The sequence below is a fragment of the Paenibacillus sp. J31P190 genome, assembly GCF_059692075.1.
This window is the reverse complement of the sequence record NZ_JCAUAS010000003.1, coordinates 181,769-205,477: the sequence shown is the minus strand read 5'-3', so window position 1 is coordinate 205,477 and position 23,709 is coordinate 181,769. Positions and strand designations below refer to the sequence as shown.

Genomic DNA, 23,709 nt, shown 5'->3' with positions numbered 1-23,709 from the left:
GCCCTTTATTATTCCTTGATTAAACTTCTGTTGGATCCTCTAAAGCAGCATCTGAATATTGATCACGAACTTGAAGGATGGCCGGCAATTGTTGGAAAAATGCATCCACCACTTTGGGGTCAAAATGCTCGCCATGCTCCTCTTTAAATAAAGTCAAAATGCGATCGAGCTCCCAAGCCTTTTTGTAAACACGCTCACTGCCGAGTGCATCGAATACGTCAGCAATCGCTGTAATTCGGCCATAGATGTGAATATCCTCGCCTTTGATTCCGCGTGGGTATCCGCGTCCGTTCCATTTCTCATGATGCTCATAAGCGACAACAGCTGCCGTCTTCAGAATATGCCGATTGGAGTTCTTGAGCAAATTATAGCCAATACGTGTATGGTTCTGCATCAATTTGAATTCTTCATCTGTTAATTTCCCTGGTTTGTTTAAGACACTATCAGGGATCGCCACCTTACCGATATCATGCATGGGCGAAGCCATTTTCAACAATTCAGCTTCTTCTTGACTCATACCTAAGCCTAAGGCTAAGAGATAAGAATATTCCGCTACACGTTTCACATGATTTCCAGTCTCCTTGGACCTGCTCTCACCAATTTCCCCCATTCGAAAAATAATTTCCTTCTGCGTTTCCTCGATCTCGTTCGTAAGCAAAGCAGATTCTAATGACTTACCCGCGTAGGAGGAAGCTAACGTTAAATATTCCATGTCTTTATCTGAAAATTGCTCACTTGCCGTCAGCTTATTAATGGCTTGGTAAGCACCCATAATTTCACCTTGGCTGTTTCGGAATGGAATAACCAAGAGCGCTTTGGTGCGGTAACCCGTTTGTTGGTCCGTTCGAAGAGCTCCATTCAAGAGATAGGATTTATACTCTTCATTCGTATAAGCGTCATGAATAAATACGGCTTTATCATTCGTTACAGCATAGCCGACAAGACCAGCCGTACTAGGAATTCGAATTTCGTCAAGACCATGAGCTACTTTGGACCATAATTCATTTTTGTTCGTATCAAGCAACCAAACTGTACAGCGATCTGAGACAATCATCTCTCGTCCCATGTCGGCCATCAGCATAAGTACGTTGTCTAGGATTCGTTCGTTCGCAATTTTGGCTGCATAGTCAAAAATAACACGCAGCATTTCTTGAGGATCCAGGTCTCTTTTTAACTGGGACGTTTTATCGAATTGATCGTTCTCCATGTCAGCCTCCTAACATTCACCGAACTAAGTTTATCATAAATTTCATAGAAATTGGTTGCTTCTTGTCGAGTTAACCGAAAATTTAGATGAATTTGTCAATCATGACGAAAAGATTGTAAACGTATGACCCCGAATACGACTGTGATACAATAAGAGAGATTTTTGAACGGTTTATAAAGGGTATGGAAGAAGAATAGGAGTGCTGCATGTGGAGTGGATTTGGGGTTTAGCGGGTAGCTTAATTATCGCAGGTGGAGCCTATTGGAAGGGATCCTTATCCTTATCGGGCTTGATTGCTGCTGTGCTGCTCGGTACGTCGATGTTTGCACTGGGAAGCTTAGCTTGGTTTGGGACACTTATTGCCTTCTTCGTATCTTCTACCTTATTATCTAAACTCAAGCATCAACGTAAATCCGCAGCAGAAAGCGGTTATGCCAAAGGTGGAAGGCGAGATGCCGGACAAGTTGCTGCAAATGGCGGTCTTGGTTTATTGCTATGTATAGGGAATGCGGGTTGGCCCGATCCAGCTTGGTGGATTGTATTTGTAGGGGTTATGGCAACGGTCAACGCAGACACTTGGGCTACGGAAATAGGCGGAATGAGTGGATCTGCACCGCGTTCAATTATTAACGGCAAGCGTGTTCCGGCTGGTACATCGGGCGGTATAACGGGATTAGGACTGCTGGCTTCATTGCTGGGAGGAGCATTCATTGGTCTAGTTAGTGGGTGGTTCAGTCAGATAGGCGACTCCGGATATCAGGTAGAAACACTTGCAGCGCTAATCATACTAGGTGCTGTTTCTGGCTTGATTGGTTCTTTGGCTGATTCTTGGCTCGGGGCGACGTTTCAAGTGATGTATCGGTGTAATGTTTGCGGGAAAACCATTGAGAAACAGTTTCATTGCGACCAGAAAGCCACACAGATTCGTGGTATGAGATTGATGACTAATGATAGGGTCAATGCCGTATCCTCACTAGTCGGAGGCATTATGTGCGTAGCATTAAGTGTTTGGATTTTTTGAAAATAACTACAAAGCAACCCTGCTGCAATCTGTGCAGCAGGGTTGTTTTTATGTGCTTAATGAACCGTTGAATCACTGGGTTCGGTTTGGTCTTTATCATGCGTCGGTTGCGGCGGAGTTGGGGGAAATAAGGCATCCTGCAGCTGCTTTTCCAAATGCCGAACTTTACGCTGCAGCTTGTACTGACGCACCATTCCGAAGAGGCCGACAATCAGACCGCCTAACAAGGTGGATGTTAAAATGACAAGGATCAAGGGTGTGGATGTCTGAGCAAACATGAAATTTACTTGAACTTGTTCGACGTTAATGACGGCAAAGACAGCCGTTATGAGGGCAAATACTAAAGCAGATATGAGAATCCATTGCATCTTCATCCATCATTCATCCTTTCACCCCAAATAAACGGCTACGCCGTCCTTCATGGACGGATGCGTTTATCTAGAAATATAGCCGACTTATCATGTAAAACTTATAAATTCTTATATTTTGAGAAAAGGTTGAAGGCGTACGCCTCCAACCTTTATCAGAACAATTACTTGGTTAACTCTTCCATTTGATCAAGTAGGGAGCTGAAGACACTCATCGCTTGCTTGATTGGTTCCGGTGTGGACATGTCTACGCCGGCTTTTTTCAAGATGTTCAGCGAGTAGTCGCTGCCGCCGCTTTTTAAGAAGCCCAAGTAACGGTCTACGGCCGGCTGGCCTTCATCCAGAATTTGTTTCGCAAAGCTGGTTGCTGCCGAGAAGCCCGTTGCATATTTGTACACATAGAAACTGTTGTAGAAGTGAGGAATTCGAGCCCATTCCATCTCGATATCCTGATCCACAACCATGGCATTCCCATGATACAGCTTATTCAAACCATAATAGATTTCGCTGAATTCCTGCGGTGTCAGGGAATCTCCACTTTCTGATCTTTCATGCGTAATCATTTCGAATTCGGCAAACATCGTCTGACGGAATACTGTTGTCCGGAACTGATCCGCGTAGTAAGTAAGCAGGTATAGTTTTTCTTTCGGATCCGTTACACGTTTCAATAAATAGTCCATGAGCAGTGCCTCATTAAGCGTAGAAGCGACTTCCGCAAGGAAAATCGTATACTGCGCATAGCGGTACTCTTGGTTCTCATCAGACAAATACGAATGAATGGCGTGACCCATTTCGTGTGTCAATGTGAACATACTGTTCAAGTTGTCCTTATGATTCAGAAGCACGTAAGGATGTGTGCCATAGGCGCCCCAGCTATAAGCGCCGTTCCGCTTATTTTTGTTCTCATACACATCGATCCAGTGGTTATCAAAGCCGTCTTGAAGAATTTTTAAGTAGTTTTCACCCAATGGGGCTAAGCTTTTCTTGATTTCTTCTTTGGCTTGCTGGTAGGTGATGTCCATCTTGAACTCTTCAACCAGCGGGGCAAAAAGGTCGTACATATGTAATTCATCGACTTTAAGCAGCTTCTTGCGTAGCTTTAGATAACGCTGCAGCTGCGGCAAAGAATCGTGAATCGTGGAAATTAAGTTCGTATACACTTCTTTCTTGATATTGTCCCCAAAGAGGGTGGATTCAAGAACAGAAGGGTAGTGACGAGCCTTAGCATAAAAGATATTCTTATTAATATTCGCGCTAAGCGTTGCGCCGATTGTATTTTTATTGTTGCGATAAGTTTCGTAAACAGCATGGAAGGCGTTTTTTCGAACTTCGGCGTTGCGGCTCTCTAGGAATTGAATGTAGCTCCCATGAGTAAGTTCGACTTCTTCGCCTTTTTCGTTCTTAATTTTCGGGAATTTCAAATCGGCATTGTTGAGCATACCGAAGATGGTGCTCGGCGCTCCGGCCATGTTACCCGCTTGAGCAAGCAGGGCTTCTTGATCCTTGGATAGCGTATGCGGCTTCTGACGAATCATTTCTTCGAGTGTGTCCTTGTAGAAAGATAAAGAAGGATCTTCCACCAGCTGCTTAAGCTTTTCATCCGATAAACTAAGAATTTCTGGTGAAACAAAGGAGAGCGCTTCTCCTACTTCGACACTAATTTTTTTTGCTTTATCAGATAAGGCCTGGTAGGTTGGTTCTGCTGTATCTTCATGGTGTTTCATGTTGGCATAAACATACAGTCTTTCTGTTTTCACAGAGACTTCATCTTCCAACTGGAAACACTGCTTTACCGTAGCGGGATCGCTTAGTTTTCCTTGGAAGGCGCTGATTTTGCCAAGCGAGTTTTTCACATTCTGAAATTCCTGTTCCCAAGCCTTCTGATCGGCAAATAAATCCTCTAGATTCCATCGGTGCTCGGCCGGTACTTGCTTGCGTTCCAATATTTGAGTCATCGGAGCCCTCCTGTCCTTGTTTTGAGATTGGGGTAATCGGTTATCTTTGGCATGTAATTCGGCTGCTGGGATCGAGCTTAGAAGAAGTCCCATTGCCGCAGTCACATAGATCCAGCGCATTACGGTCACGCTCCCGGCGTATTCCCACATGGGATGTGCTTGATAAAATCCCATAACATGGTTTTCACCTAGTATGACCGTTAACCCATTCATTTATGATTATATGAAAAAGCTGGAAGGAAGTAAATTTACTTTCCGGCTCCAAAGAAGCTAATTAAGATGAGTACAAACGATAACGAAACCATGACAATCGCCAGCAAGGCTAGGTAGCGTTTCATTTGTGCCGGAAGGCTGTCTTTTTTCATAATCAAAATGATGGCTAGGCAGAAGGATACGAGTACAAATGTAATAATAGATCCAGAATCGGTCATTGTTGAATCATCCTTATCCCTATAGAGTATGACGCTTGCTAACTAACGCATGATAGTAACTTTCGCTGTGCGAATCAAAACTCCTTTTTCAGCCAGCATGCTGCATCGTTTCATCCGGATTTTCATCATCCTCCGCTTTGACCAGGATGAACTTGCCGCGAGAATCCATTTTGACGGTAAAACGATCTTCAGCAGCAATCTGTGCTTCATCGCTTAATTCCTTAGGAAGTGTAAGCTGACCGCTGTCCCCAACTTCGACCTGGTAACCAATCATTTTCGACCATTTGCCTGCTGCAAGAACTACTACGATGAGTAAACCAATGAATAGCCATTTACCAAGCGGATTTGAGTTGAAATAGGGGGCAAGGAACTTCTCGCCAGTAATCATTTTACCAGCTGTTAATACGAGAACTCCTGCACCGATGTATAGGATCGACGGATACTTCTCAATCCATTTGATGAACAGCGTACTGCCCCAAACAACAATAGGCACACTTACCAGAAGCCCTATAACGACAAGTATGAAGTTACCGTGAGCAGCGCCGGCTACAGCGATGACATTATCGAGACCCATCACGGCATCAGCCACGATAATCGTACGAATGGCAGCCCAAATGCCGTCTTTGGCCTTAATGTCTCCGTGATTCTTCTTTTCACTAAGCAGTTTATACGAAATCCAGAGGAGAAGAATACCGCCAGCCAGTAGAAGACCAGGAATTTTCAGAAGAGTAACGACAGCCATTGTTGCTAGAGCACGAATGACGATAGCGCCAATCGTACCCAGGAGGATGACTTGTTTTTGTGTTTCTTTTTTCAAATTACGAGCAGCCATACCGATAACGATCGCGTTATCTCCCGCAAGTACCAGATCAATGAGAATAATGCTGAGCAGTGACACGAAGAAACCTGTTGATAACCAATCCATGAGCGAACACTCCCTTTAGCCGATTTTTGAAAAAAATAGAGCCTAGCACCGGTGACCGGTGAAGGCTCTAATTCATCAAAAAAGACCTTCACCAATAAACATGGCAAAGGTCTTGCTAACAACGATTGTCGTTGCCAATAAAGCCGGGACCTGATGAGGATCCGAATTGACGACTTTACTGTATCAGCTACTCCCCTTTGGAGTAAAACGTATGAACTTATAAGTTAATTATAAGAAGGGTGGATGTGAAAGTCAAGGCATTAGGACCAAAGAATTAAACTTCCTTGAAAGCATCCATGATGGCTTGCCATTCTTCATCTGTGCCTTCGAATTTGTCTTTGGCAAACCGCTCATTAGCCCAGTGTAACATAGCTGGTCGTCCGATGAAGGTGTGACACTCTTCGCCCCATTGATCGGTTATTTCGGTTAGTACGATTTTACTGCCTTGTACTTCGACATTCAGCATGTTCCATTTATCTTTTTTGTAAATAACATGTTTCTTAAAAGGTTGATTTGACACTTGTTTTCCTCGTTTCTGCATTGAGCTCAAAGATATAAGTAATCGTACCACAAAAAGAGGCGATTTCCAAACAAGCCGCTGTCAATTTCTTGTTGCCTCCAATCACGGTCCCATGATAAAATCCTCCTAATCCTTTCCATAGGGAATGGGTTATGAGGCAGTTAGGCAAGGCCAAAGAGTCGAGCAGAGGAGAGATGAGCATGGAACAAAAGCGTGTTTATGAGCAAGTAGGGGTTGCGATGACCTCAAGATCGTACGCAGAATATGAGAAAATGTTTATGTTGCAGACGGAAAATTTAATGGGTAAGCGAGTCTTAGATGTTGCCGGCGGTGCGTCGTCGTTTACGGCAGAAACGCGGCAGCTAGGTATATTGTCACAAGCGGTTGATCCTTTGTATGAGAAATCTGCTGAGGCGATCGCTGAGCATGGTTTGCAAGAGATTGAGATTGTTGCAGCCAAAATGGAAAAATTAGTAGATGTGTATGATTGGACGTATTATGGTTCTGTTGACAAGCACAAAGCTGGAAGAGTCAAAGGCCTCAAGCAGTTTTTAAATGATTTTTCGAGTAAGGATGCGGCCTCTAGATATCATGCTGCTTGTCTTCCTTCACTTCCATTAGCAGAAGCGAGCTTTGACCTTGTTTTATGCAGTCATTTTCTCTTTCTATATGAAGAACAATTCGACTACGCTTTTCATCGGGCAGCTGTTAAGGAACTGCTTCGTGTCTGTAAGCCTGGCGGCGAAGTGCGTATTTATCCGTTATTAAATTTTCGGCAAGCCGAATATAGTAAGCTATCAGAATTAATTAATGAGCTCACAAATGAAGGATATTTGGTCCAAAAAAGGGAAGCCGAGCTGCCTTTTTTACCGAATTCTCATCAATATTTATGCATATTTAAACACCGCTCTGCATAGTGGAAAACGTTGGTACATCAACAAATAATAGCTTATCCACACCGTTTTTTTCGTTGATTTATCACCTTGATAATGGTATAATTTCCTTATTCGTCATAGATGGCGATATTTTTAGGAGGTTGTTCATTTGAAGGGTACAGTTAAATGGTTTAACGCAGAAAAAGGCTACGGTTTCATTTCTGTTGATGGAGGCGACGATGTATTCGTTCACTTCTCCGCAATTCAGGGCGAAGGATTCAAAACATTAGAAGAAGGCCAATCCGTTGAGTTTGATATTACTCAAGGCAACCGTGGTCCTCAAGCAGCTAACGTCACCAAATTATAAGAAACTGGGACTTCCCACTTATAAATAGAGTGTCATAGCACAAACAACAAAAGACAGTTCCCGTATCTCTCGGGGCTGTCTTTTTTGCGTTAATTATACGAACATATCGACGATGAGCACGGTTCCAAAGGCAATAAACGAGAGCAGTGTCTCGAGTACCGTCCACGTTTTAAACGTTTCTTTGACCGTTAACCCAAGATATTCTTTGACCATCCAGAAGCCGGCGTCATTGACGTGAGAGAGCATGAGCGACCCAGCGCCCGTGGCGATTACGAGAAGCTCCAAATTCACGCCTGACATGTGCTCAACAATCGGCGAAACAATGCCAGCTGCAGTCGTTAATGCGACGGTTGCCGAACCTGTTGCGACTCGGATTAATCCAGCAACCATGAAAGCTAGAACAATAGGAGAAAGGGAGATATTCTCGGCCATCTGAGCAATAGATGTACCGACGCCGCTCGCGATAAGGATCTGTTTAAACCCGCCGCCAGCACCAATAATTAAAATAATCGAACCTACAGGTAATAGGCATTCATGGGATAGCTTGCTGATATAGTTTTTATTCATTCCTTGGCGGATGCCTAAGAAGTAAAAGGCAGCAAAACATGAGATTAGAAGCGCAATAACCGAATTCCCAATGAAGACTAGGAATTTCATAAATCCGACTGGCAGTGACAGATAGGGTGCAACAACCGACAAGACCATCAATAAAACAGGCAATAAAATAATGAAAAACGAAATGCCGGCACCTGGCAGTTTCTCAGGTTCTGTGCTTGCACTTAGCAGTTCTGGCTCATTCTCGGGAACCACACGTTTATGCACCCATTTAGCAAACAAAGGACCTGCAATAATCGCAGCTGGGATCGCAATGATGAGTGAGTAGATAAGCACTTTTCCGATATCAGCTTTATAGATACCGATGGCCGTCATAGCCCCTGGATGCGGCGGTACAAGACCATGAACAATGGATAATCCGGCGATGACAGGCAGGCCGATTAACAAAATATTTTGTTTTGTTGATTTATGAATGGAAATAACCAAAGGCAGCAGCATGACAATCCCTACGTCAAAAAATACAGGGATCCCTATAATAAAACCGGAGAGCAGCATGGCCCAAGGCAATCTTTTTTCACCAAAAACTCGTATAAAGAAATTGGCGACTTGTGTGCCTGCGCCTGAATCTGACATCATTTTTCCTAAAATCGTACCTAGCGCCAATATGCCAACTAAATGGCCTAAAACGTTTCCAACTCCGGTTTCATAGGCACCCACGATTTTATCCATGGATAACCCTGCCATAATCGCTAAGAACAAACTGGCAACGGTTAAACTAATAAACGCATGCCATTTCCACCAAGCTACTCCTAAAATAACAATCACAATCGCTAATAATGTAACCATTAATAGATACATATTCATATATAATCCCTCTTCTCCATGGTGTAGTAAGCGTTATCAATGTATAGACGAGAAAAGGAACTGCGCTTTCTCCATGTATCCTAACTGTCGTAATTGACTACATAGTTGTGCATGACCGTGTTGTAATATCCTTTACTGAATTCGATCAGATCGCCTCGTTCATCATACGAATAACGTAATCTCTTCAATAGAGGGGTTCCTTCTTTTACATGCAAGATCGCTTCCACATAAGAAGGAGCAGTGGCAGCACCAAACTCATCTCGATACTTTTCTAAGGCAATTCCGTTCTCCTCAAGCAATTCATACAAGGATTGATCATTCAAATCTGAATGTTCGATATTTGACATTTGCATGGATAGATAGTGAGAGTAGTGAATATAGGGTGTGTCATTCAAGTGATAAAGACGCTCGATGAATAGACAGCGTTCACCAAATAATTGATAAGGTTCTGTGCCTACATCATTCGTTACAACTTCAGCTCGCAATAATTGCTTGTGAATTTGATGGCCTTCTTCAACTAGAACTTCTGTGAAACGCTTCCATTTGGAAAGCTTGGATGTAGAAGCATTTCGTATAACCTTGGTGCCTTTGCCGCTGCTCTTTTCCAAATATCCTTCTTGCGCTAGTTCTTTGATGGCATTGCGAATGGTGATCTTACTGACATCGAATTCCTGCTCAAGCTGTGGCTCTGACGGTATATTCGTTCCCAAGGGATACACACCGTGTAAGATGCGATCCTTCAGGATATTCATAATTTGTAAATATAATGGTCTTTTATTGCGGGATAAATTCACCAATCCAATCACTACCTTTCTACATCGCCTACGGCTTCCGTCATCGCACGAAGAATATCGCTTTCTGATGACATTGGAGTATCGCCTACAATCGTATGTGCAAGCATGCCGGCGGCCGCTGCAAATCCGACTGTTTTCTCCGGTGAAAATCCTTGGATTTCTCCGTGTACGATACCGCTCGTGAAGGCATCTCCTGCACCAATTCTATCATAGATAGAAAACGTGAGCAGTTTAGAAAAGGTGAAGTTTTGGTCCTTATAGATAAAACCGCGCAAGGAATGTGTGTTGTCACCGTTAATGTTACGGTGTGTGCCGGCTATGACTGAGATCTGATATTGCACCGCGACGGCTGGAATCAGCTCCATCAATTGTTCTTGACTTTCGATCTGTTCGGTAGGCATACCAAGAGTAAACATCGCGTCTTTTTCGTTCATCATGACAATGTCAGCCAGCTGCAGCATTTCCTCATAATGCGGTTTTGCCTTTGCATAGCCGCCTTCACCCCAATGTGCAGGACGATAGTTGCAATCGAAAACAACGGTGCCGCCTTGTGCTTTGACAGCTCTGGCTAAATCTTTCATGTGCCGCCGCACATTATCATTCATGGCTAAGGTAATGCCGCAGAAATGGACAATATCAATATTTTTAGCGATTTCAGCGAAATTATAAGTGCTTTCAGGTGCCGTGTTAAAGCTGCTTTCTTGACGGTTGGAGTACGTTACGCGGCTGGGCCGCGCACCAAATCCATTTTCTAAAAAATACATGCCCAAATAGTTACCGCCTCTAATAATGAACGATTGGGAGATACCTAATTTTCGCAAATACGATTCTGCAGCATCTCCTACGGCATTAGCTGGCAATCTGGATATCAGGTACCCGGTATGCCCTAATCGAGCTAGCGCTGAGCTTACATTCACGCCAGTACCGGAGAAAGAATAATTCAAACTGCTAGCTTGGGATAAGAGTTCATACCCCGGCACCTGCAAGCGCATCATGACCTCTCCAAAAGCAGCAATTCGTTTAGCCATGATGATCAACCAGTTTCTTCATGACCGCCAGTAATTCACGGACATCTGAGGCTCTCGTCTTTCCGGTAGCTTTGTCGATGATCGATGAATACACGTGAGGGATGACTTGCGGAACCTTAGCTTCCAGAGCGATGCGCAGAATGGTTTCGAAATTATCCATGTCGATGCCGCCAGTTGGTTCTAATGCAAAACCTTCTTCTCCACACGCTTGCGCAACAGCGCGCAATTCGTCTTCGCAGCTTAAGCCGTTCATCGGGAAATATTTCAAGGCATTGCCGCCCATGTCGCGGACAAGCGCGATGGCCGTTTTCACAGGTACAATCGCGAGCTCGGATTGTGCAGCGCTTATTGGGCCTGTTGAGATATTGACATAACCAACGCGTCCAGTAGGGGACACCAAACTGTTAATCCAGCTATCTTGGTCGCCCAGATTGGCGCGTGTTGCACCTACGGCAGGGAAAACTTGGTTAATGTGGCTGCCGGGATAGTGCTTCGCAATGGCTGCGACAACTGCAGCCTGACGATTATCGCCAGCGCCAAGTCCGATCGATACGGCTTCGTCAATGGCTTTTCCGTACTCTTTCATCGCTTCTACAGCTAATTCAACCGTAGGATAATCTTTGGAAAGAACGCCAACAAGTACGTAACCTTCCGCTGCTTCAAATATCTCTTTAGCATTTTCTACACTATTAGCCAATACATTCAATGCTGCGCGGCCTTTGTAGAAACGTTTTGTAATGTTGGACATGTTAGTTGCCTCCTACTAGTTTACGTATTTGAGCAGCGATAACCTCAATGTCATCGCCTTGAAGCGGACGTGGATCGATATCGAAATAGCCCTGTCTCACGCCATAATCGCGGGTGTAGATAGCAATTTCACCATTCTGCAGGCCTGCGACTACTTCCTTGGCCGTAGTGCCTGCTTGCTCAGGATCAATTTGAATGCGTGCGCGGAAAATCGCACGACCGGCTTCATCCTGTACAATGGTTACTTTTAAACCTTTTATTTCACTGAGAGGCATTAATACTTGCAAAGCTGCTTTTTCCTGTTCGCTTTTATCCTCTTTGACGCCGTACTCATCAAGCGCTTGAAGTAAGCCGAAGGTAGTTTCTTTGCCTACTTTCATACTTCGCCCAATTCCATGCAGTTGTACTTTTACCCACTCGATACAGCAACGCTTCCCGCCAATAATCCCTGAAGTTGGACCTTCAATGGCTTTTGAACCACTGTAGATGGCAAGATCTGAGTATTTTACGTACTTTTGAATATCTTCTTCTGCAGCCGCATCAACGATAAGCGGAACACCATTACGCTGTGCAATCTCCCATGCTTCTTCAACTGAAATCATATTTTTTTGGACGGCATGATGGGATTTCACGTAAAGGATCGCGGCTGTATTTTCAGTAATCGCATCTTCGATATGCTCAGCTTTACCCTCATTGGCGTAGCCAACTTCTATTAGCTTTCCGCCTCCCAAGTAGATCATTGTTTCAACGGGTGCTCCGTATTGGACATTGTGACCTTTGAGCATGATGATTTCGCTTTTGGCAATAGGCTCTTGATGCAGACGTTCACTCTTGCGCCGATTCCCTTCAGTCACAACAGCCGCGACAGAGAGTGCGATGCCGCTTGAGGCCGAATTGACGACAACCGCAGCTTCGGAACCAAGGATTTTAGCGATATAGTCTCCTGCTTTATCAACTAGATCTGCGATCTCAACGTAATTTTGCCCGCCATGCTTCATGGCTTCCATGACCGTATCTGTCGGAGCAGATACACCTAGAATGCTCATCCGTCCACTTGCATTGATGACACGCTTTAAACCATATTTAGCATTTAATGAGAGAGCCATTCACAACCACTCCTTTGGCTTGTATGATTTGATCTGCTATACGCTCGTCACCTTCAGAATCAACAAGAGTAGTCAGTTCATTTTGAACCGTAAACAGAGTTAGATTGGCAACGTCACCGATTTGAATTCGACCAAGTTCTGGCTTATTAAGCCAATTTGCTGCATGTGTGGTGACAGCTGCGATGATCTCTTCAAGCGGGTAGCCTAAGTAAAGAAATTTCGAGAGCACATGGGACATACTATATACCGGGCCGTTCAATCGGTTCCCGCGGTATATGTCTGTACTGATGGTATCTAAACCGATATGATGTTGCTTCGCTGCTTCCGCAACTTTAAAGGAAAAGCTTGCCGTGCCGTGACCAACATCCAGATGCACGCCTCTTTCAATAGCTTCCGTAAACGCCTGTAACGGTTTTCCATCCTCATCAAAAAGATTATTAGCTTTCCCATTCAGATAATGGGTAATGATATCTTTTTTCTCTAAAAATGAAAGGATGTCTTCGATACTCGGCGGTCCTGAACCGATGTGAACCATCAAGGGGAGAGAGGTTTCATGAGAAATTGCACGCGCAGCGAGCAAAGGTTCAATGCCGCAGTCACGAACAACACTTTTGCTTATTCTTGCCTTTAATCCAACAATGATATCTTTATATTGATTTACGGCTTGCACAGCCTTGTCCTTATCAATCCATGCCATGTTGGATAATTCATCGACTCTTTTCAAACCAATTCGTGAAATGTTCAAAAAGGCAAACAAGTTCGTTTGGGCTCGTTCCCTACTTGCAGCTAAGTCTGCAATTCGGTCAGCACCGCAACTTCCAGCGTCTACAATGGTGGTTACACCTTGCTTGATTCCGATCTCATCGATTTCATCGCCATAGGGATCAAAGTCAGGAAAAGCATGGGTGTGCAGATCAATCCAGCCACTCGAGACATAAACACCAGAATAATCAATGATCTGGTTCCCATGTCCGCTCCCAGATTTGGTTAAATCAGCGATCTTCCCGTCTTCAATTACAATATCGAGACATTCTCCATTCACGTGCTTTACATTGTGCAATACGAATCTCTCTTGCATGCTTGTCACCTTTTTCTGCAATCAATTTATTAACGCTTACATTTAAGATTGCCTAGATATCTCCTCACATACATAGGAGAGAAGTGTGATTAGTTTCTAAAGGATATAACGTTATAATGTTACAATAGCATAGAAAATTATCGAAGTAAATATAACGTTATAATGTTTAAATAAATTAAATTTTTCCAAGAAATTAGCAATGGAATTTGATGATGAGAACATATAAGTAAAAGCCTATACAAGTCCTATGGGGGAATTGTATAGGCTTTAAATTATCACTGAGGGCACGGGTAAAGCTGATGCTTTGCCATCACCAAAGACAGCAACAGAATGGCGTAATTCACCGGGAACTGCTACTGGTGGATATAATAATAATAATCTCGAAAAAATGTTAAGAGGGACGGATGGCAACGTCGGATTAGTTCCTAAAGAGATTGCTGAACAATTAAATGGAAAAAGTTATAATAATTTTGACGAATTCAGGAAAGATTTTTGGAAAGCAGTTGGTAATTCAAAGTATGCTGACGAGTTTATTGTTGACGGTGATATGACTAATGTGTACCGAATGCAGAATGGCGGTTCACCATTTGTAGTGGATTCACAAGCAAACGGTGGCAGAATTTACTACGAGTTACACCATAAAACTCCAATTAATCAAGGCGGTGCGGTATACGATTTAGACAACATTCTAATGACGACACCTAAATATCATCAAGAAATCTTGGAGAAGACTTATCATTATGGTAAATAATAATTATGAGGGAGGAATGCAACTTGTTAAAACTAAGTAGAGATGAATTAATTGAATTGGTCACAAAAATTCGTCTAGGTGAAGGTGATGACGACGAAGTAAGTAATTGGATAGTGAATATAAAACAGAGTGTACCGCATCCTGAAGTGCTAACAGTAATAACGCGAAATAAGGAAGGATTATCAGTTGAACAAATTGTTGATAAATTATTGAATTACCAACCTATTCCTTTGGACGAAGCATCTGACAAATGAGTAGATTTTGTTAGCAAAAGTCTATTTAACCTTGATTGGCTTCACGCCTTTCAGGGTTTCTTTTTCTTTTTTGGAGGGGTGGGTGCCGAATGAGCCCATCATTCAACCAATAACACAGTTAACCCATGTAATACCCGTATAAAGATTTCGTCAATTCGGTTGTACGCACGTAAACGCTTGAATTTTATACCCTAAATAACGCTATTGCGTTACATTAAACAGGTCGATTATGGTCAGATACCACCATGATTGACCTGTTTTTTGTTATCTTCGTTTTCTTACGGTTATTTCAAATTCATTCGCAACTGTAGATTACTATACAACGATAGGGACGGTGAGTATGACATGAATCGCAACTTTCAAGATGGATAGAGCGACAACTATAGTAAGAGCGATTAAACAAAGAATAGCACTTTGTCCGCAACTTAACTGACCATTGTAGCGATGATTACTGTGTAAGAAAGAAATCTGGTGACGACCAGTCAACATATACAGGTAAGGATACGTTTTTGGCTAGCCACCTTGCCCTCTAATATAGTCCGAAATTCGTTAAAAAATTTCGGTTGGGGGCTGAACATGAAAGATGTACAAGTTTCGATTGACCGCATTGTTATTGATTTTACCAACGTCTATTGGAGTTTCTTCAATCCCTTTAGGCAACGGTTATGTCATTACTTGAACGCTTCGTTTTACGTCCTAGATAAAGGGTTTAGGTATCACATCCAAGTCAAGGATAAAGGGCATTATTTGCATATCTCCTATCAACTTGTGTATGCCAAAAAGTCTAGGAAGCACACGCTTCGAATCGAATGTCATCCTGATAGTTTGATTCATTTTAAGTCATGGCTCATGCAAATGAAGAGAGTTTGCCAAGATATTCTCTTTGTACGGTGCGATGTAGCATTTGACATTCCATTGCCATTGTCAGAATTATTTACTTTATCACTGACAGGGAGAAACATGCATAACGAGAAAGGAACACGTTACTCGAATGAAAAACATCAGCGTCAGGTAGCAGGATACTGCCGAATATATGATAAGAAGTTGGAACTAAAGGAAAAGCGTGGGCAGTTAATCAAAAGGGAATTGACGAGGTTCGAAGTCGTGTATGCTCCGAAAGAGAAGATACCGCTTCATCTTTTGGTTCAATATCCGCCCATGTTCAACAAGTATTACCTGTGTGCTCATCTGACTTCACCTGAACAGTTGAAACCAAAACTGCATCAAAGAGTTACTGGGCTGATGAGTGGTGAACTAGAGCAGCGGCAAGTCACAGGGCATTACCGTAGGCAAATTGAGGATGAAATGAGGAAACGCTCAATGCTTGATTTTGATACGGTAGTGGCGGCACAGTGGGAAGAAGCCATAACATTACCATGTGCAGTCTTGAGCGGCGTGATTAACAAAGTAGCTTGTACAGTTTAACTTTACGTTATCTCAATCAATTCCTCGATGCTTATCTCAAGTTTCTTGCATATAAGTTCCAATGTTTCAAGGTACACTCTGTCTACTCGTTCTGAGCAGAGGTGGTTGATTGTACTAGGTCGCAATCCCGTTAATCGTGCCAGTTCACGTTGTGGCATATCTTTCTTGTCTAGGATTTCTTGAAGTCGGACTTTGATAGGCATTTGTTCTCCCCCATGTATAGAGTAACGCTTGAGCGTACTAATGGAATTATAACATCGTTGATGCATAATTTCATTGAATGTTTCGGTTAAGCGTTATATAATCAACGTATAGTTCGGTTAACCGTTACAATAATCTCAATTTCTGTAACGGTGGGGGAGGAAACAGCATGAATGTCATCGGTTACGTCAGAGTTTCAACACAAGGACAAGCCAAAGATGGCTACAGTTTAGCGTACCAACAAGATGAAATCCGCTACTATTGTCAGGAGCAAGGATGGAATCTGATTACCATATACAGCGATGAAGGCATCAGTGGGGCGAAGGTCGATGAAGAAGCCCTTGAGGTGGACAGAATTGGCTTTCAGAACATGTTATCTGCCCTGTCTGTTCAATCCATTGATGCAGTTGTCGTCCTCAATACAAGCCGTTTATGGCGGTCTGATATTGTGAAAGTGTTGGTGCATCGAGAGTTTAAGAAGTATGGCGTGGATGTTCGGAGCATTGAACAGCCGACCTATAGCATCCACAAGAAAGACCCGAATGACTTCCTGATTAATGGATTAATGGAACTGCTTGACCAGTACCAACGGCTAGAAATCGCTCTCAAGTTAGGTCGGGGGAGGAGCAAGAAGGCTCAGCAGGGCGGCTATGCAGGAGGAAGGGCAACATTCGGATATAAGGCAAAGAAAGGTCAGAAGTACATTCAAGTGGACGAGAAGCAAGCCCAAACCGTCCGCAGAGTATTTGAATTAAGAGAACAGCATCCGACATGGACGTTGACCCAAATCGCAGAATCATTGAACGAAGAAGATTATGCGACACAGCAAGGCAGTTTGTTTACGAAAGTGCAAGTCAAACGAATCTTAGATAAACGTGATTTTTATAGTGGTATATATCGCTATGGAGATATAGAAGCGGATGGTTTACATCAAGCCATCCTTTGACGGAACTGAATGGAGATGCTTGCGTGCCCTTGCGAATCGAAAGATTAACGCTCGAACTGAGGTTGCACCCATTCTTTAACCCCGTCAAACCAACACAGAATCCGTATACAGGGGTGAATCCTTTTGTCGCACTACAAACAAACGCATATCTATGTCGGGATGGATTTACATAAGGCTCAACATACCGCTGTTATCATTAACTGTTGGAATGAGCGGCTAGGCGAAATCCAAATCGAAAATAAACCGTCTGCCTTTGATGAGTTGATGAAATTCGTCAAGAAGCATACGCCAAAAGGCTTGACTCCTGTTTATGGTTTAGAAGATACGGGCGGCAACGGCAGAGCGGTAGCCGTTCACCTTGTTGAGAACAAACAAATCGTCAAGGAAGTCAATTCGGCTTTATCTTACAGTGAGCGTATGAGCAATGCGACAACACAAAAGAGCGATAGTTGGGATGCATTCTGCATAGCTAAAGTATTGCTTGCAAGACTGAACGAATTGCCTGACGCAAATCCGCAGGATATTTACTGGACAATTGGGCAGGTGGTTGCAAGACGGAATTCTATCGTCAAGCACGCCGCTATGCTCAAGAATCAGCTTCATCAGCAGTTAAGTTATCATTATCCTTCCTACAAGAAGTTCTTCTGTGACATTGATGGGAAAGCGGCTCTTGCCTTTTGGGAGAAGTACCCTGCACCTCATCACTTAGAATCGGTGGGGGCAGAGGAATTAGCCGTATATCTTCGCAAAGCAAGTCACAATACTTGTTCTACCCGTAAAGCAGAAGAAATACTTGAACTGGTCAAGCAAGACGGAGCAACCAAGCGCAATCTACAAGACCAAAGGGATTTCTTAGTTGTTAATATGGTTCACGACATGCGAAGAAGTCGAGAACTTATCAAGCAGATAGAGGGACAGCTTAGTCAGGTTCTATCCATGACCGAATATAAGCTAGAATCCATGGACGGAATTAGCACCGTTACAGCGGCAGAACTGGTTGCTGAAATCGGAGAAATACGGCGGTTCTCACACGCAGACAAGCTAGCTTGCTTCGCAGGAATTGCTCCCAAGTATTTTGGTTCGGGCGGCAAGGGGAAACATGAAGCTAGTGGACAAGGAAATAGAGTCCTGAACAGCATCTTCCACAATCTAGCTGTTCAGCAAATCCAAGTCGCCAAAGGAAGCAACAAGAGACAGTGTAATCCTCTAATGTACGAGTTTTATCAACGTAAGCTAGCAGAAGGCAAGACGAAGAAGCAAGCCCTCATATGCGTCATGAGAAGGCTTGTGAACATCATTTACAGCATGATGAAGAACAAAACTGAATACAGGGCGGCGAGTCCTCTAACAGAACGCCAAGGAAGCTGATATAATGGTGACAATTTGGTAAAACAGCTGTCACCTTTTTTACTCCTAAGTTTAAGATTACCACTGAGGGAATAAACCATGCCATAAGATGTCGATGATTTGTTTAGCTGCTTCACTTTCATGCGGGAACATTTTATTACCATCCCCATCACGAGCGTGTCCCATCATGAGTAGGGAGGTATAAGCACGAGCGATAACACGCGCATTGATCGGTCCAATCTCACCGGAATCTGCCGATTTGCGGAACTCCTCCTCAAGAGCGTCAAGAATGCCTTGCTCCGATTTTCGCATAGCTTTCATTTGTTCATCGGAGAGCGTAGCCTCCATTTTACGCATGAAAGAATGTAGGTCGAAATCAATTGCCTTCAGGTGCGCTTCTGTGATGTCCAATAGCCTGTCACGAAGGGAAGTCGGCTGACTTAAACGCATGAAAGTAACACGTTTTACATTATCCATCAGTTGAATCATGGAGGCTGTCAGCAGGTCTGATTTGGAGGGATAATAATAATACAACGATGCTTTGGTAACCTGACATTCTTTGGCGATATCATCCATCGAAACAGACTCGTAGCCCTTGGATAGAAATAAAGGAATAGCTGTCTTTAGAATCTTCTGAGTAAGTGGGGGTTCCCCTTGTGAAGAGCGGGGTCTGCCAAGTGGTTTGTTTTTTTTGTCCATACGTATCACTCCTGAAAAAAGAAAAATTAAAAAAACGCTTGAATAATTAACTGACCAGTATATATAATTATTTCAGTGCCTTACAACTAATAAAGAGATTAAATCCCTTTAGGAAAGAGGTTAGGATATGCATGAGAATTATTTATTCAGTAAGCTAGGTGCGATTGTCGCAGGTCTACGCAGTAAATGGATGACAGTAATGGTTTGGGTTTTACTAACTGGAATTTTATCTGTCTTCTTACCTAACGTCAATTCACAGGAAAATAATACAGCTAGACAGCTCCCGATTGATTCTTGGTCACTTCAAGCAAGTGAAATGATGCGAGAGCAATTCCCCAGCATTGAAGGGATCCCCGCGTTAGTTGTTTGGTATCGAGCAGCAGGTTTAACAGATCAGGATCTTGCCGGTGTGCAGAAGATCACGAAGCAGTTAACGGATTCTCCTTTATCCGCGCAAAAGGGGCTCCCACCACTGCACCAACTGCCAGCACCATCACTAAAAGGAAATCTGTCCAAAGACGGCACCTTGCTTGTGCTTCCCATTTCTTTTGAAGAGGGGACAGGGACTGAGATTTTGCAAGAAGACTTGAAAAAGCTGCAAGAGTTAACCATCGCACAGATAGGCAGTGATCCTTTCACAGCTAAGGTTAGTGAAGAAGGACTGCATGCTCGAATTACAGGCCCTGTGGGCATTCAAACGGATGCTACGGCTTTATTCAAGGGAGCGGACTTTGCCTTATTGCTAGCTACCGTACTCTTGGTTCTCATACTTCTATTCGTGCTTTATCGTTCGCCCATTCTTGCTATTATCCCACTTGTTGGGGTGGGGTTTGCCTATGGGATCATTTCGCCCATTCTTGGCTTTCTTGCCAAACAAGGCTGGATTACGGTAGACGCTCAGTCAATATCCATCATGACTGTTCTTCTATTCGGTGCTGGAACGGATTATTGCCTGTTCTTCGTGGCGAGATATCGTCAAGCTTTGATGGAAAAGAACGATAAATATGAAGCAATGCGCATATCCTTTGCTGGTTCCACTGGTGCTATTGGGATGAGTGGTTTAACGGTTATTGTCTCGCTATTAGGATTGTTATTTGCTCACTATGGTTCAAATCACCGCTTTGCTATTCCTTTCAGCGTTGCCATCTTGATTATGGCGATTGCTAGCTTAACATTAGTTCCAGCGCTGCTCGCGATCATTGGTCGCGCCTCATTTATCCCATTTATTCCGCTGACGCCCGACATGCGTGCAGAGAAGGAAGCTCGCAAAGGTAAACGAATACGTGAGCAAAAGGCTGTCAGCACTATAAGTGTAGCTCTAGGTCGTATTGTAACTGAAAAACCAAAGAGCGTACTTGTTATCAGCTTAATAGTACTCATTGCGCTTGCCGCTTTCGCACCTCAGATTAAGTTCACTTATAACATTTTGGAATCTTTCCCGTCCACGATGCCTTCTCGTGAAGGGTTTACACTACTTTCGAATCATGTATCGCCAGGGTCATTGGCTCCGTTGAAAGTCATTGTTAATTCAGAAGGAAAGGAAGCAGATATACAAGGGGCTCTTTCTAAGCTGCCTTATGTAGAATCTGTTTCTAAGCCTGCACAAAGTAGTAAAGATGTGAAGTATAGAGCGTATGAGCTCATTTTCAAACAAGATCCGTATGCTTTGGATTCTATCGACCGTATACCGGAAATTCGCAGTATGGTCGAGCAGAAGCTAAAGGAGGCAGGTGTTTCTGTACCGCAAGTGTGGATTAGCGGCGAAACTGCTACGCAATATGATACGAAAACGGTGGTAGAGCGAGATACACGAATTGTCATCCCCATTGTCATCACCGTTATTGCCATACTGCTGCTTATTTATTTACGATCGATCGTTGCCATGGTTTATCTCATTGCAACTGTATTACTTTCTTATTTCTCCGCATTAGGAGCGGGATGGCTGATTCTGCATTACTTCATGGACACGTCGGCCATTCAGGGATTAATTCCGCTCTATGCGTTTGTTTTCCTCGTTGCCTTAGGAGAGGATTACAATATCTTCATGGTATCTAGCATATGGCAAGAGCGAAATCGCTTAAAGCTGAAGGATGCGATACGCCTAGGCGTTAGCCAAACGAGCAGTGTCATCACCTCTGCGGGATTAATTCTCGCTGGAACCTTCGCGGTTCTAGCCTCACTGCCCATTCAAGTGCTTGTCCAATTCGGTGTTATCTGTGCAATCGGCGTTATCCTAGACACATTTATAGTTAGGCCATTCCTCGAACCTTCGATTACGATGCTGCTTGGAGAGGTGTCCTTCTGGCCGGGTAAAATCAAACAACAACCACAAGCCCAATATGAAAGTAAACGCGCCTAAACAAAAGGAGCTGTCCGCGAATGCGGCAGCTCCTTATTCAATCCTATTAGTCAATAATTTGAAGAATATCATCGACTTCTTTGCGTGCCAGTTTGCCTGGACGATCCTTCGGGTAACCGAGGGCGATAACCATATTAATCTGACATTCTTCTGGGATGTCCAGATAAGTTCGGATTTGATCTTGGGCTAGCAGCACGGGGCCCGTCATCGGGCATGTTGCCAAGCCTCTAGCGTGCGCGGCGAGCATCAGGTTCTGAGAGGCTAAACAGGAGCTCTTAATGCCTTCTTCGGCCCATACGGTGTCTTCGACGAGTTGAATCGGATCAAAAATACGATCACGGAACTTCGATTCATAAGGCGTTGCTAAGCAAATGATAAGAACGGGAGCATCGGAGAACGCTGTGGCGTAGGGACCGAATGATTTCACAAGCAAGCGTGCTTCTCGCGAAAGACCCTTTTCCTCGGCAGCCGCCGCACGGAGATGCAGTTGGTCCCAGGTCAATTGTTCGATATGTTTGATTTTCTCTGTATTTCTTATCGCAATAAACTTCCAAGTTTGGGAATTCGTATCGCTGGGTGCATATCTGGCACAGTCGATAATTTCACGAATATCTTCCGTGGCAACTTCTTGTTCTGTAAAGTTTCGAACACTGCGGCGCTCGAGTACAATCGACTTAAAATCTTCATAATTCATAAAAAACAACTACCTGCCTTTGCTGCTTGAATTGTGCATATTTTGTTACTTGGTACTAAGACTTTATCGTTATTATAAAGCAGTTGTTATTGCAGCACAACCGTGTCGCCTTCATTCAGACCTTTTAGCACCTCGGTTTTCTCAGGGGTTTCCAACCCAATCTCAATTTCACGGCGTTCTACGCCCTGAGCCGTCTGCAGCATCACGTAGTAGACTTCTTTCTCATGCAGCACAGCTAAAGTAGGTACGACAATAGTTTGTGGCTTTTTATCTGTTTCTATCGTGCCTGAGAGGCTGAGTCCGGCGATTAGCTGCTCATTTGGTTCTAATGAGATGGTAACTTCAAATTGAGCTGAACTCGTGCCTTGCTCCGTGCCAGATTTGGCAAACTTGGATACTTTTTCAACCTTACCTTGAAGCTTTTTCTGTTTAAGTGCATCTACTTTTACTTGTACAAGCATATCTGGCTTAATTCGAAATACATCAAATTCACCAACCGTGCAAACCAACTGTAATTTCGTCAAATCTACGATTTTACCAATACGCACGCTTTCTTCGACAGACTTAGGAATTTTGGAGGAGTCTTCGAATAAGAAGATGCCATTCTCAGGCGCAACAAAGGAAGCTTGCTCTACTTTCTCTTGTTTCTTAGCCAATTGCAATTGAATGGATTGATCATTGACCGCATTCAACTGTTCTTGAATTTTACGTCCTTCTGACGCGGCAAAGCGCTGGCGGGCATCATCTTCGCTAACAGCACCTGTAGCTACTGCATCCCCCCCAGGCCCAGCAGCTTTGAAATTGGCTAAGTCGGCTTCCAACTTTTGTTTCTTCAAGTTTGATTGGAGGGCTGCAATTTCACTTCTTAGCGGAGTGGCATCAAGCTCAAACAACTGCTGCCCCTTCTTTACTTGAGCCCCGTCAGTTATGTGCCAGGCTTTTATTTCGCCGGTGAAGGGGGCGTAGACGCGAGTCTCCTTCTCATAAGAAGACTTTCCTTTCACTTCAATGCTATTAACCAGATCTTCTTTTGTAACTTTGAATTGTAGGGCATTGAACGAAGCGCCTGCGTTGGCATTCTTTGTATTCATTTGATTAGGATGGCTTGATATGTATAGAAAGCTGCTAATGCCGCAGACAATGACGGCCGTTAGAATTAGCATCCATGTTTTCTTTTTCCTCATGCTAAACA

24 protein-coding genes and 1 pseudogene are annotated in these 23,709 nt (G+C 43.6%); 9 read left to right on the top strand and 16 right to left on the bottom strand.

The features are described 5' to 3' along the window. Window positions 1-19 precede the first annotated feature (19 nt). Window positions 20-1,207 (bottom strand): HD domain-containing phosphohydrolase, encoded by a 1,188-nt coding sequence (locus AC58U0_RS08000; protein ID WP_497378461.1) that lies wholly within the window; start codon window positions 1,205-1,207, stop codon window positions 20-22. A gap of 208 nt (window positions 1,208-1,415) precedes the next feature. Here AC58U0_RS08000 and AC58U0_RS07995 point away from each other — a divergent pair, with 208 nt between their 5' ends. Next, window positions 1,416-2,228: a DUF92 domain-containing protein gene (locus AC58U0_RS07995; protein WP_497378460.1), complete on the top strand. Its 813-nt coding sequence runs from the start codon at window positions 1,416-1,418 to the stop codon at window positions 2,226-2,228. Between the two features lie 56 nt (window positions 2,229-2,284). Here the strand turns inward: AC58U0_RS07995 and AC58U0_RS07990 are convergent, their stop codons facing one another. From AC58U0_RS07990 to AC58U0_RS07970, 5 genes and pseudogenes are all read right to left on the bottom strand, one after another. Then, complete coding sequence (locus tag AC58U0_RS07990) at window positions 2,285-2,602, bottom strand: LapA family protein (protein ID WP_497378459.1); 318 nt, start codon at window positions 2,600-2,602, stop codon at window positions 2,285-2,287. A gap of 158 nt (window positions 2,603-2,760) precedes the next feature. Next, on the bottom strand, window positions 2,761-4,551 hold the full coding sequence (pepF, locus tag AC58U0_RS07985) for an oligoendopeptidase F (RefSeq protein WP_057307001.1): 1,791 nt from the start codon (window positions 4,549-4,551) through the stop codon (window positions 2,761-2,763). Between the two features lie 248 nt (window positions 4,552-4,799). Then, a complete protein-coding gene (locus AC58U0_RS07980) occupies window positions 4,800-4,982 on the bottom strand; it encodes a hypothetical protein (protein WP_029193410.1) in 183 nt (60 codons plus the stop codon). A gap of 283 nt (window positions 4,983-5,265) precedes the next feature. After that, window positions 5,266-5,907: pseudogene (locus AC58U0_RS07975) on the bottom strand (TerC family protein); the annotation flags it as partial. Window positions 5,908-6,181: 274 nt separating this feature from the next. Then, complete coding sequence (locus AC58U0_RS07970; RefSeq protein ID WP_052229206.1) at window positions 6,182-6,448, bottom strand: hypothetical protein; 267 nt, start codon at window positions 6,446-6,448, stop codon at window positions 6,182-6,184. 179 nt (window positions 6,449-6,627) lie between these two features. On the opposite strand from AC58U0_RS07970, the gene AC58U0_RS07965 reads away from it, so the two are divergent. Together AC58U0_RS07965 and AC58U0_RS07960 are read left to right on the top strand one after the other, a co-directional pair. Continuing rightward, window positions 6,628-7,344, top strand: coding sequence for a methyltransferase domain-containing protein (locus tag AC58U0_RS07965; protein WP_497378457.1), 717 nt, complete (start codon window positions 6,628-6,630; stop codon window positions 7,342-7,344). Window positions 7,345-7,471: 127 nt separating this feature from the next. Beyond that, on the top strand, window positions 7,472-7,669 hold the full coding sequence (locus tag AC58U0_RS07960; RefSeq protein WP_028556542.1) for a cold shock domain-containing protein: 198 nt from the start codon (window positions 7,472-7,474) through the stop codon (window positions 7,667-7,669). A gap of 93 nt (window positions 7,670-7,762) precedes the next feature. Here the strand turns inward: AC58U0_RS07960 and AC58U0_RS07955 are convergent, their stop codons facing one another. The 6 genes from AC58U0_RS07955 to AC58U0_RS07930 form a co-directional block, all read right to left on the bottom strand. Further along, window positions 7,763-9,088, bottom strand: a complete 1,326-nt coding sequence (locus AC58U0_RS07955; protein ID WP_171690060.1) for a GntP family permease — start codon at window positions 9,086-9,088, stop codon at window positions 7,763-7,765. Between the two features lie 80 nt (window positions 9,089-9,168). Beyond that, a complete protein-coding gene (locus AC58U0_RS07950) occupies window positions 9,169-9,882 on the bottom strand; it encodes a GntR family transcriptional regulator (protein WP_497378841.1) in 714 nt (237 codons plus the stop codon). An 11-nt stretch (window positions 9,883-9,893) separates the two neighbouring features. Beyond that, window positions 9,894-10,910, bottom strand: a complete 1,017-nt coding sequence (locus AC58U0_RS07945) for a sugar kinase (protein WP_497378456.1) — start codon at window positions 10,908-10,910, stop codon at window positions 9,894-9,896. Then, a complete protein-coding gene (gene dagF / locus AC58U0_RS07940) occupies window positions 10,903-11,658 on the bottom strand; it encodes a 2-dehydro-3-deoxy-phosphogluconate aldolase (protein WP_497378455.1) in 756 nt (251 codons plus the stop codon). The genes AC58U0_RS07945 and dagF overlap by 8 nt, the downstream gene beginning before the upstream one ends. A 1-nt stretch (window position 11,659) precedes the next feature. After that, window positions 11,660-12,763: a DgaE family pyridoxal phosphate-dependent ammonia lyase gene (locus AC58U0_RS07935; RefSeq protein WP_497378454.1), complete on the bottom strand. Its 1,104-nt coding sequence runs from the start codon at window positions 12,761-12,763 to the stop codon at window positions 11,660-11,662. Further along, entirely contained in the window at window positions 12,741-13,841 is a 1,101-nt protein-coding gene (locus tag AC58U0_RS07930; protein ID WP_497378452.1) for an amidohydrolase/deacetylase family metallohydrolase, read from the bottom strand. Before AC58U0_RS07930 ends, AC58U0_RS07935 begins: the two co-directional genes overlap by 23 nt. A gap of 304 nt (window positions 13,842-14,145) precedes the next feature. Here AC58U0_RS07930 and AC58U0_RS07925 point away from each other — a divergent pair, with 304 nt between their 5' ends. From AC58U0_RS07925 to AC58U0_RS07915, 3 genes are all read left to right on the top strand, one after another. Next, window positions 14,146-14,592 (top strand): pyocin-S2/colicin E7-DNase domain-containing protein, encoded by a 447-nt coding sequence (locus AC58U0_RS07925; RefSeq protein ID WP_497378450.1) that lies wholly within the window; start codon window positions 14,146-14,148, stop codon window positions 14,590-14,592. Window positions 14,593-14,615: 23 nt separating this feature from the next. Next, window positions 14,616-14,846, top strand: coding sequence for a bacteriocin immunity protein (locus AC58U0_RS07920; RefSeq protein WP_497378449.1), 231 nt, complete (start codon window positions 14,616-14,618; stop codon window positions 14,844-14,846). A gap of 576 nt (window positions 14,847-15,422) precedes the next feature. Then, window positions 15,423-16,271, top strand: coding sequence for a replication initiation factor family protein (locus AC58U0_RS07915; protein WP_497378448.1), 849 nt, complete (start codon window positions 15,423-15,425; stop codon window positions 16,269-16,271). A gap of 2 nt (window positions 16,272-16,273) precedes the next feature. Here AC58U0_RS07915 and AC58U0_RS07910 read toward each other — a convergent pair whose 3' ends face one another. After that, complete coding sequence (locus tag AC58U0_RS07910; RefSeq protein ID WP_497378446.1) at window positions 16,274-16,474, bottom strand: helix-turn-helix domain-containing protein; 201 nt, start codon at window positions 16,472-16,474, stop codon at window positions 16,274-16,276. Between the two features lie 167 nt (window positions 16,475-16,641). On the opposite strand from AC58U0_RS07910, the gene AC58U0_RS07905 reads away from it, so the two are divergent. Continuing rightward, complete coding sequence (locus AC58U0_RS07905; RefSeq protein ID WP_497378445.1) at window positions 16,642-17,418, top strand: recombinase family protein; 777 nt, start codon at window positions 16,642-16,644, stop codon at window positions 17,416-17,418. Window positions 17,419-17,577: 159 nt separating this feature from the next. After that, a complete protein-coding gene (locus tag AC58U0_RS07900) occupies window positions 17,578-18,786 on the top strand; it encodes an IS110 family RNA-guided transposase (RefSeq protein ID WP_497378840.1) in 1,209 nt (402 codons plus the stop codon). Window positions 18,787-18,843: 57 nt separating this feature from the next. On the opposite strand, the gene AC58U0_RS07895 is transcribed toward AC58U0_RS07900, so the two are convergent. Beyond that, the gene (locus AC58U0_RS07895) at window positions 18,844-19,464 is read right to left on the bottom strand and encodes a TetR/AcrR family transcriptional regulator (protein ID WP_497378443.1); all 621 of its coding nucleotides are present in this window, start codon (window positions 19,462-19,464) and stop codon (window positions 18,844-18,846) included. Between the two features lie 127 nt (window positions 19,465-19,591). Between AC58U0_RS07895 and AC58U0_RS07890 the strand changes: the two genes are divergently transcribed. Further along, a complete protein-coding gene (locus tag AC58U0_RS07890; protein WP_497378442.1) occupies window positions 19,592-21,823 on the top strand; it encodes an MMPL family transporter in 2,232 nt (743 codons plus the stop codon). A 46-nt stretch (window positions 21,824-21,869) separates the two neighbouring features. On the opposite strand, the gene AC58U0_RS07885 is transcribed toward AC58U0_RS07890, so the two are convergent. After that, window positions 21,870-22,517, bottom strand: coding sequence for a nitroreductase family protein (locus AC58U0_RS07885; protein WP_497378440.1), 648 nt, complete (start codon window positions 22,515-22,517; stop codon window positions 21,870-21,872). 86 nt (window positions 22,518-22,603) lie between these two features. After that, window positions 22,604-23,701, bottom strand: a complete 1,098-nt coding sequence (locus AC58U0_RS07880) for an efflux RND transporter periplasmic adaptor subunit (RefSeq protein ID WP_497378439.1) — start codon at window positions 23,699-23,701, stop codon at window positions 22,604-22,606. Between the last annotated feature and the right edge of the window lie 8 nt (window positions 23,702-23,709).

Bases quoted from the DNA above. Each gene is read 5' to 3' on its own strand.
- AC58U0_RS08000 (WP_497378461.1), bottom strand. From the start codon at position 1,207: ATGGAGAACGATCAATTCGATAAAACGTCCCAGTTAAAAAGAGACCTG.
- AC58U0_RS07990 (WP_497378459.1), bottom strand. From the start codon at position 2,602: ATGAAGATGCAATGGATTCTCATATCTGCTTTAGTATTTGCCCTCATA.
- pepF (WP_057307001.1), bottom strand. From the start codon at position 4,551: ATGACTCAAATATTGGAACGCAAGCAAGTACCGGCCGAGCACCGATGG.
- AC58U0_RS07980 (WP_029193410.1), bottom strand. From the start codon at position 4,982: ATGACCGATTCTGGATCTATTATTACATTTGTACTCGTATCCTTCTGC.
- AC58U0_RS07970 (WP_052229206.1), bottom strand. From the start codon at position 6,448: ATGCAGAAACGAGGAAAACAAGTGTCAAATCAACCTTTTAAGAAACAT.
- AC58U0_RS07965 (WP_497378457.1), top strand. From the start codon at position 6,628: ATGGAACAAAAGCGTGTTTATGAGCAAGTAGGGGTTGCGATGACCTCA.
- AC58U0_RS07955 (WP_171690060.1), bottom strand. From the start codon at position 9,088: ATGAATATGTATCTATTAATGGTTACATTATTAGCGATTGTGATTGTT.
- AC58U0_RS07945 (WP_497378456.1), bottom strand. From the start codon at position 10,910: ATGGCTAAACGAATTGCTGCTTTTGGAGAGGTCATGATGCGCTTGCAG.
- dagF (WP_497378455.1), bottom strand. From the start codon at position 11,658: ATGTCCAACATTACAAAACGTTTCTACAAAGGCCGCGCAGCATTGAAT.
- AC58U0_RS07935 (WP_497378454.1), bottom strand. From the start codon at position 12,763: ATGGCTCTCTCATTAAATGCTAAATATGGTTTAAAGCGTGTCATCAAT.
- AC58U0_RS07930 (WP_497378452.1), bottom strand. From the start codon at position 13,841: ATGCAAGAGAGATTCGTATTGCACAATGTAAAGCACGTGAATGGAGAA.
- AC58U0_RS07915 (WP_497378448.1), top strand. From the start codon at position 15,423: ATGAAAGATGTACAAGTTTCGATTGACCGCATTGTTATTGATTTTACC.
- AC58U0_RS07910 (WP_497378446.1), bottom strand. From the start codon at position 16,474: ATGCCTATCAAAGTCCGACTTCAAGAAATCCTAGACAAGAAAGATATG.
- AC58U0_RS07905 (WP_497378445.1), top strand. From the start codon at position 16,642: ATGAATGTCATCGGTTACGTCAGAGTTTCAACACAAGGACAAGCCAAA.
- AC58U0_RS07900 (WP_497378840.1), top strand. From the start codon at position 17,578: ATGGATTTACATAAGGCTCAACATACCGCTGTTATCATTAACTGTTGG.
- AC58U0_RS07895 (WP_497378443.1), bottom strand. From the start codon at position 19,464: ATGGACAAAAAAAACAAACCACTTGGCAGACCCCGCTCTTCACAAGGG.
- AC58U0_RS07890 (WP_497378442.1), top strand. From the start codon at position 19,592: ATGCATGAGAATTATTTATTCAGTAAGCTAGGTGCGATTGTCGCAGGT.
- AC58U0_RS07885 (WP_497378440.1), bottom strand. From the start codon at position 22,517: ATGAATTATGAAGATTTTAAGTCGATTGTACTCGAGCGCCGCAGTGTT.
- AC58U0_RS07880 (WP_497378439.1), bottom strand. From the start codon at position 23,701: ATGAGGAAAAAGAAAACATGGATGCTAATTCTAACGGCCGTCATTGTC.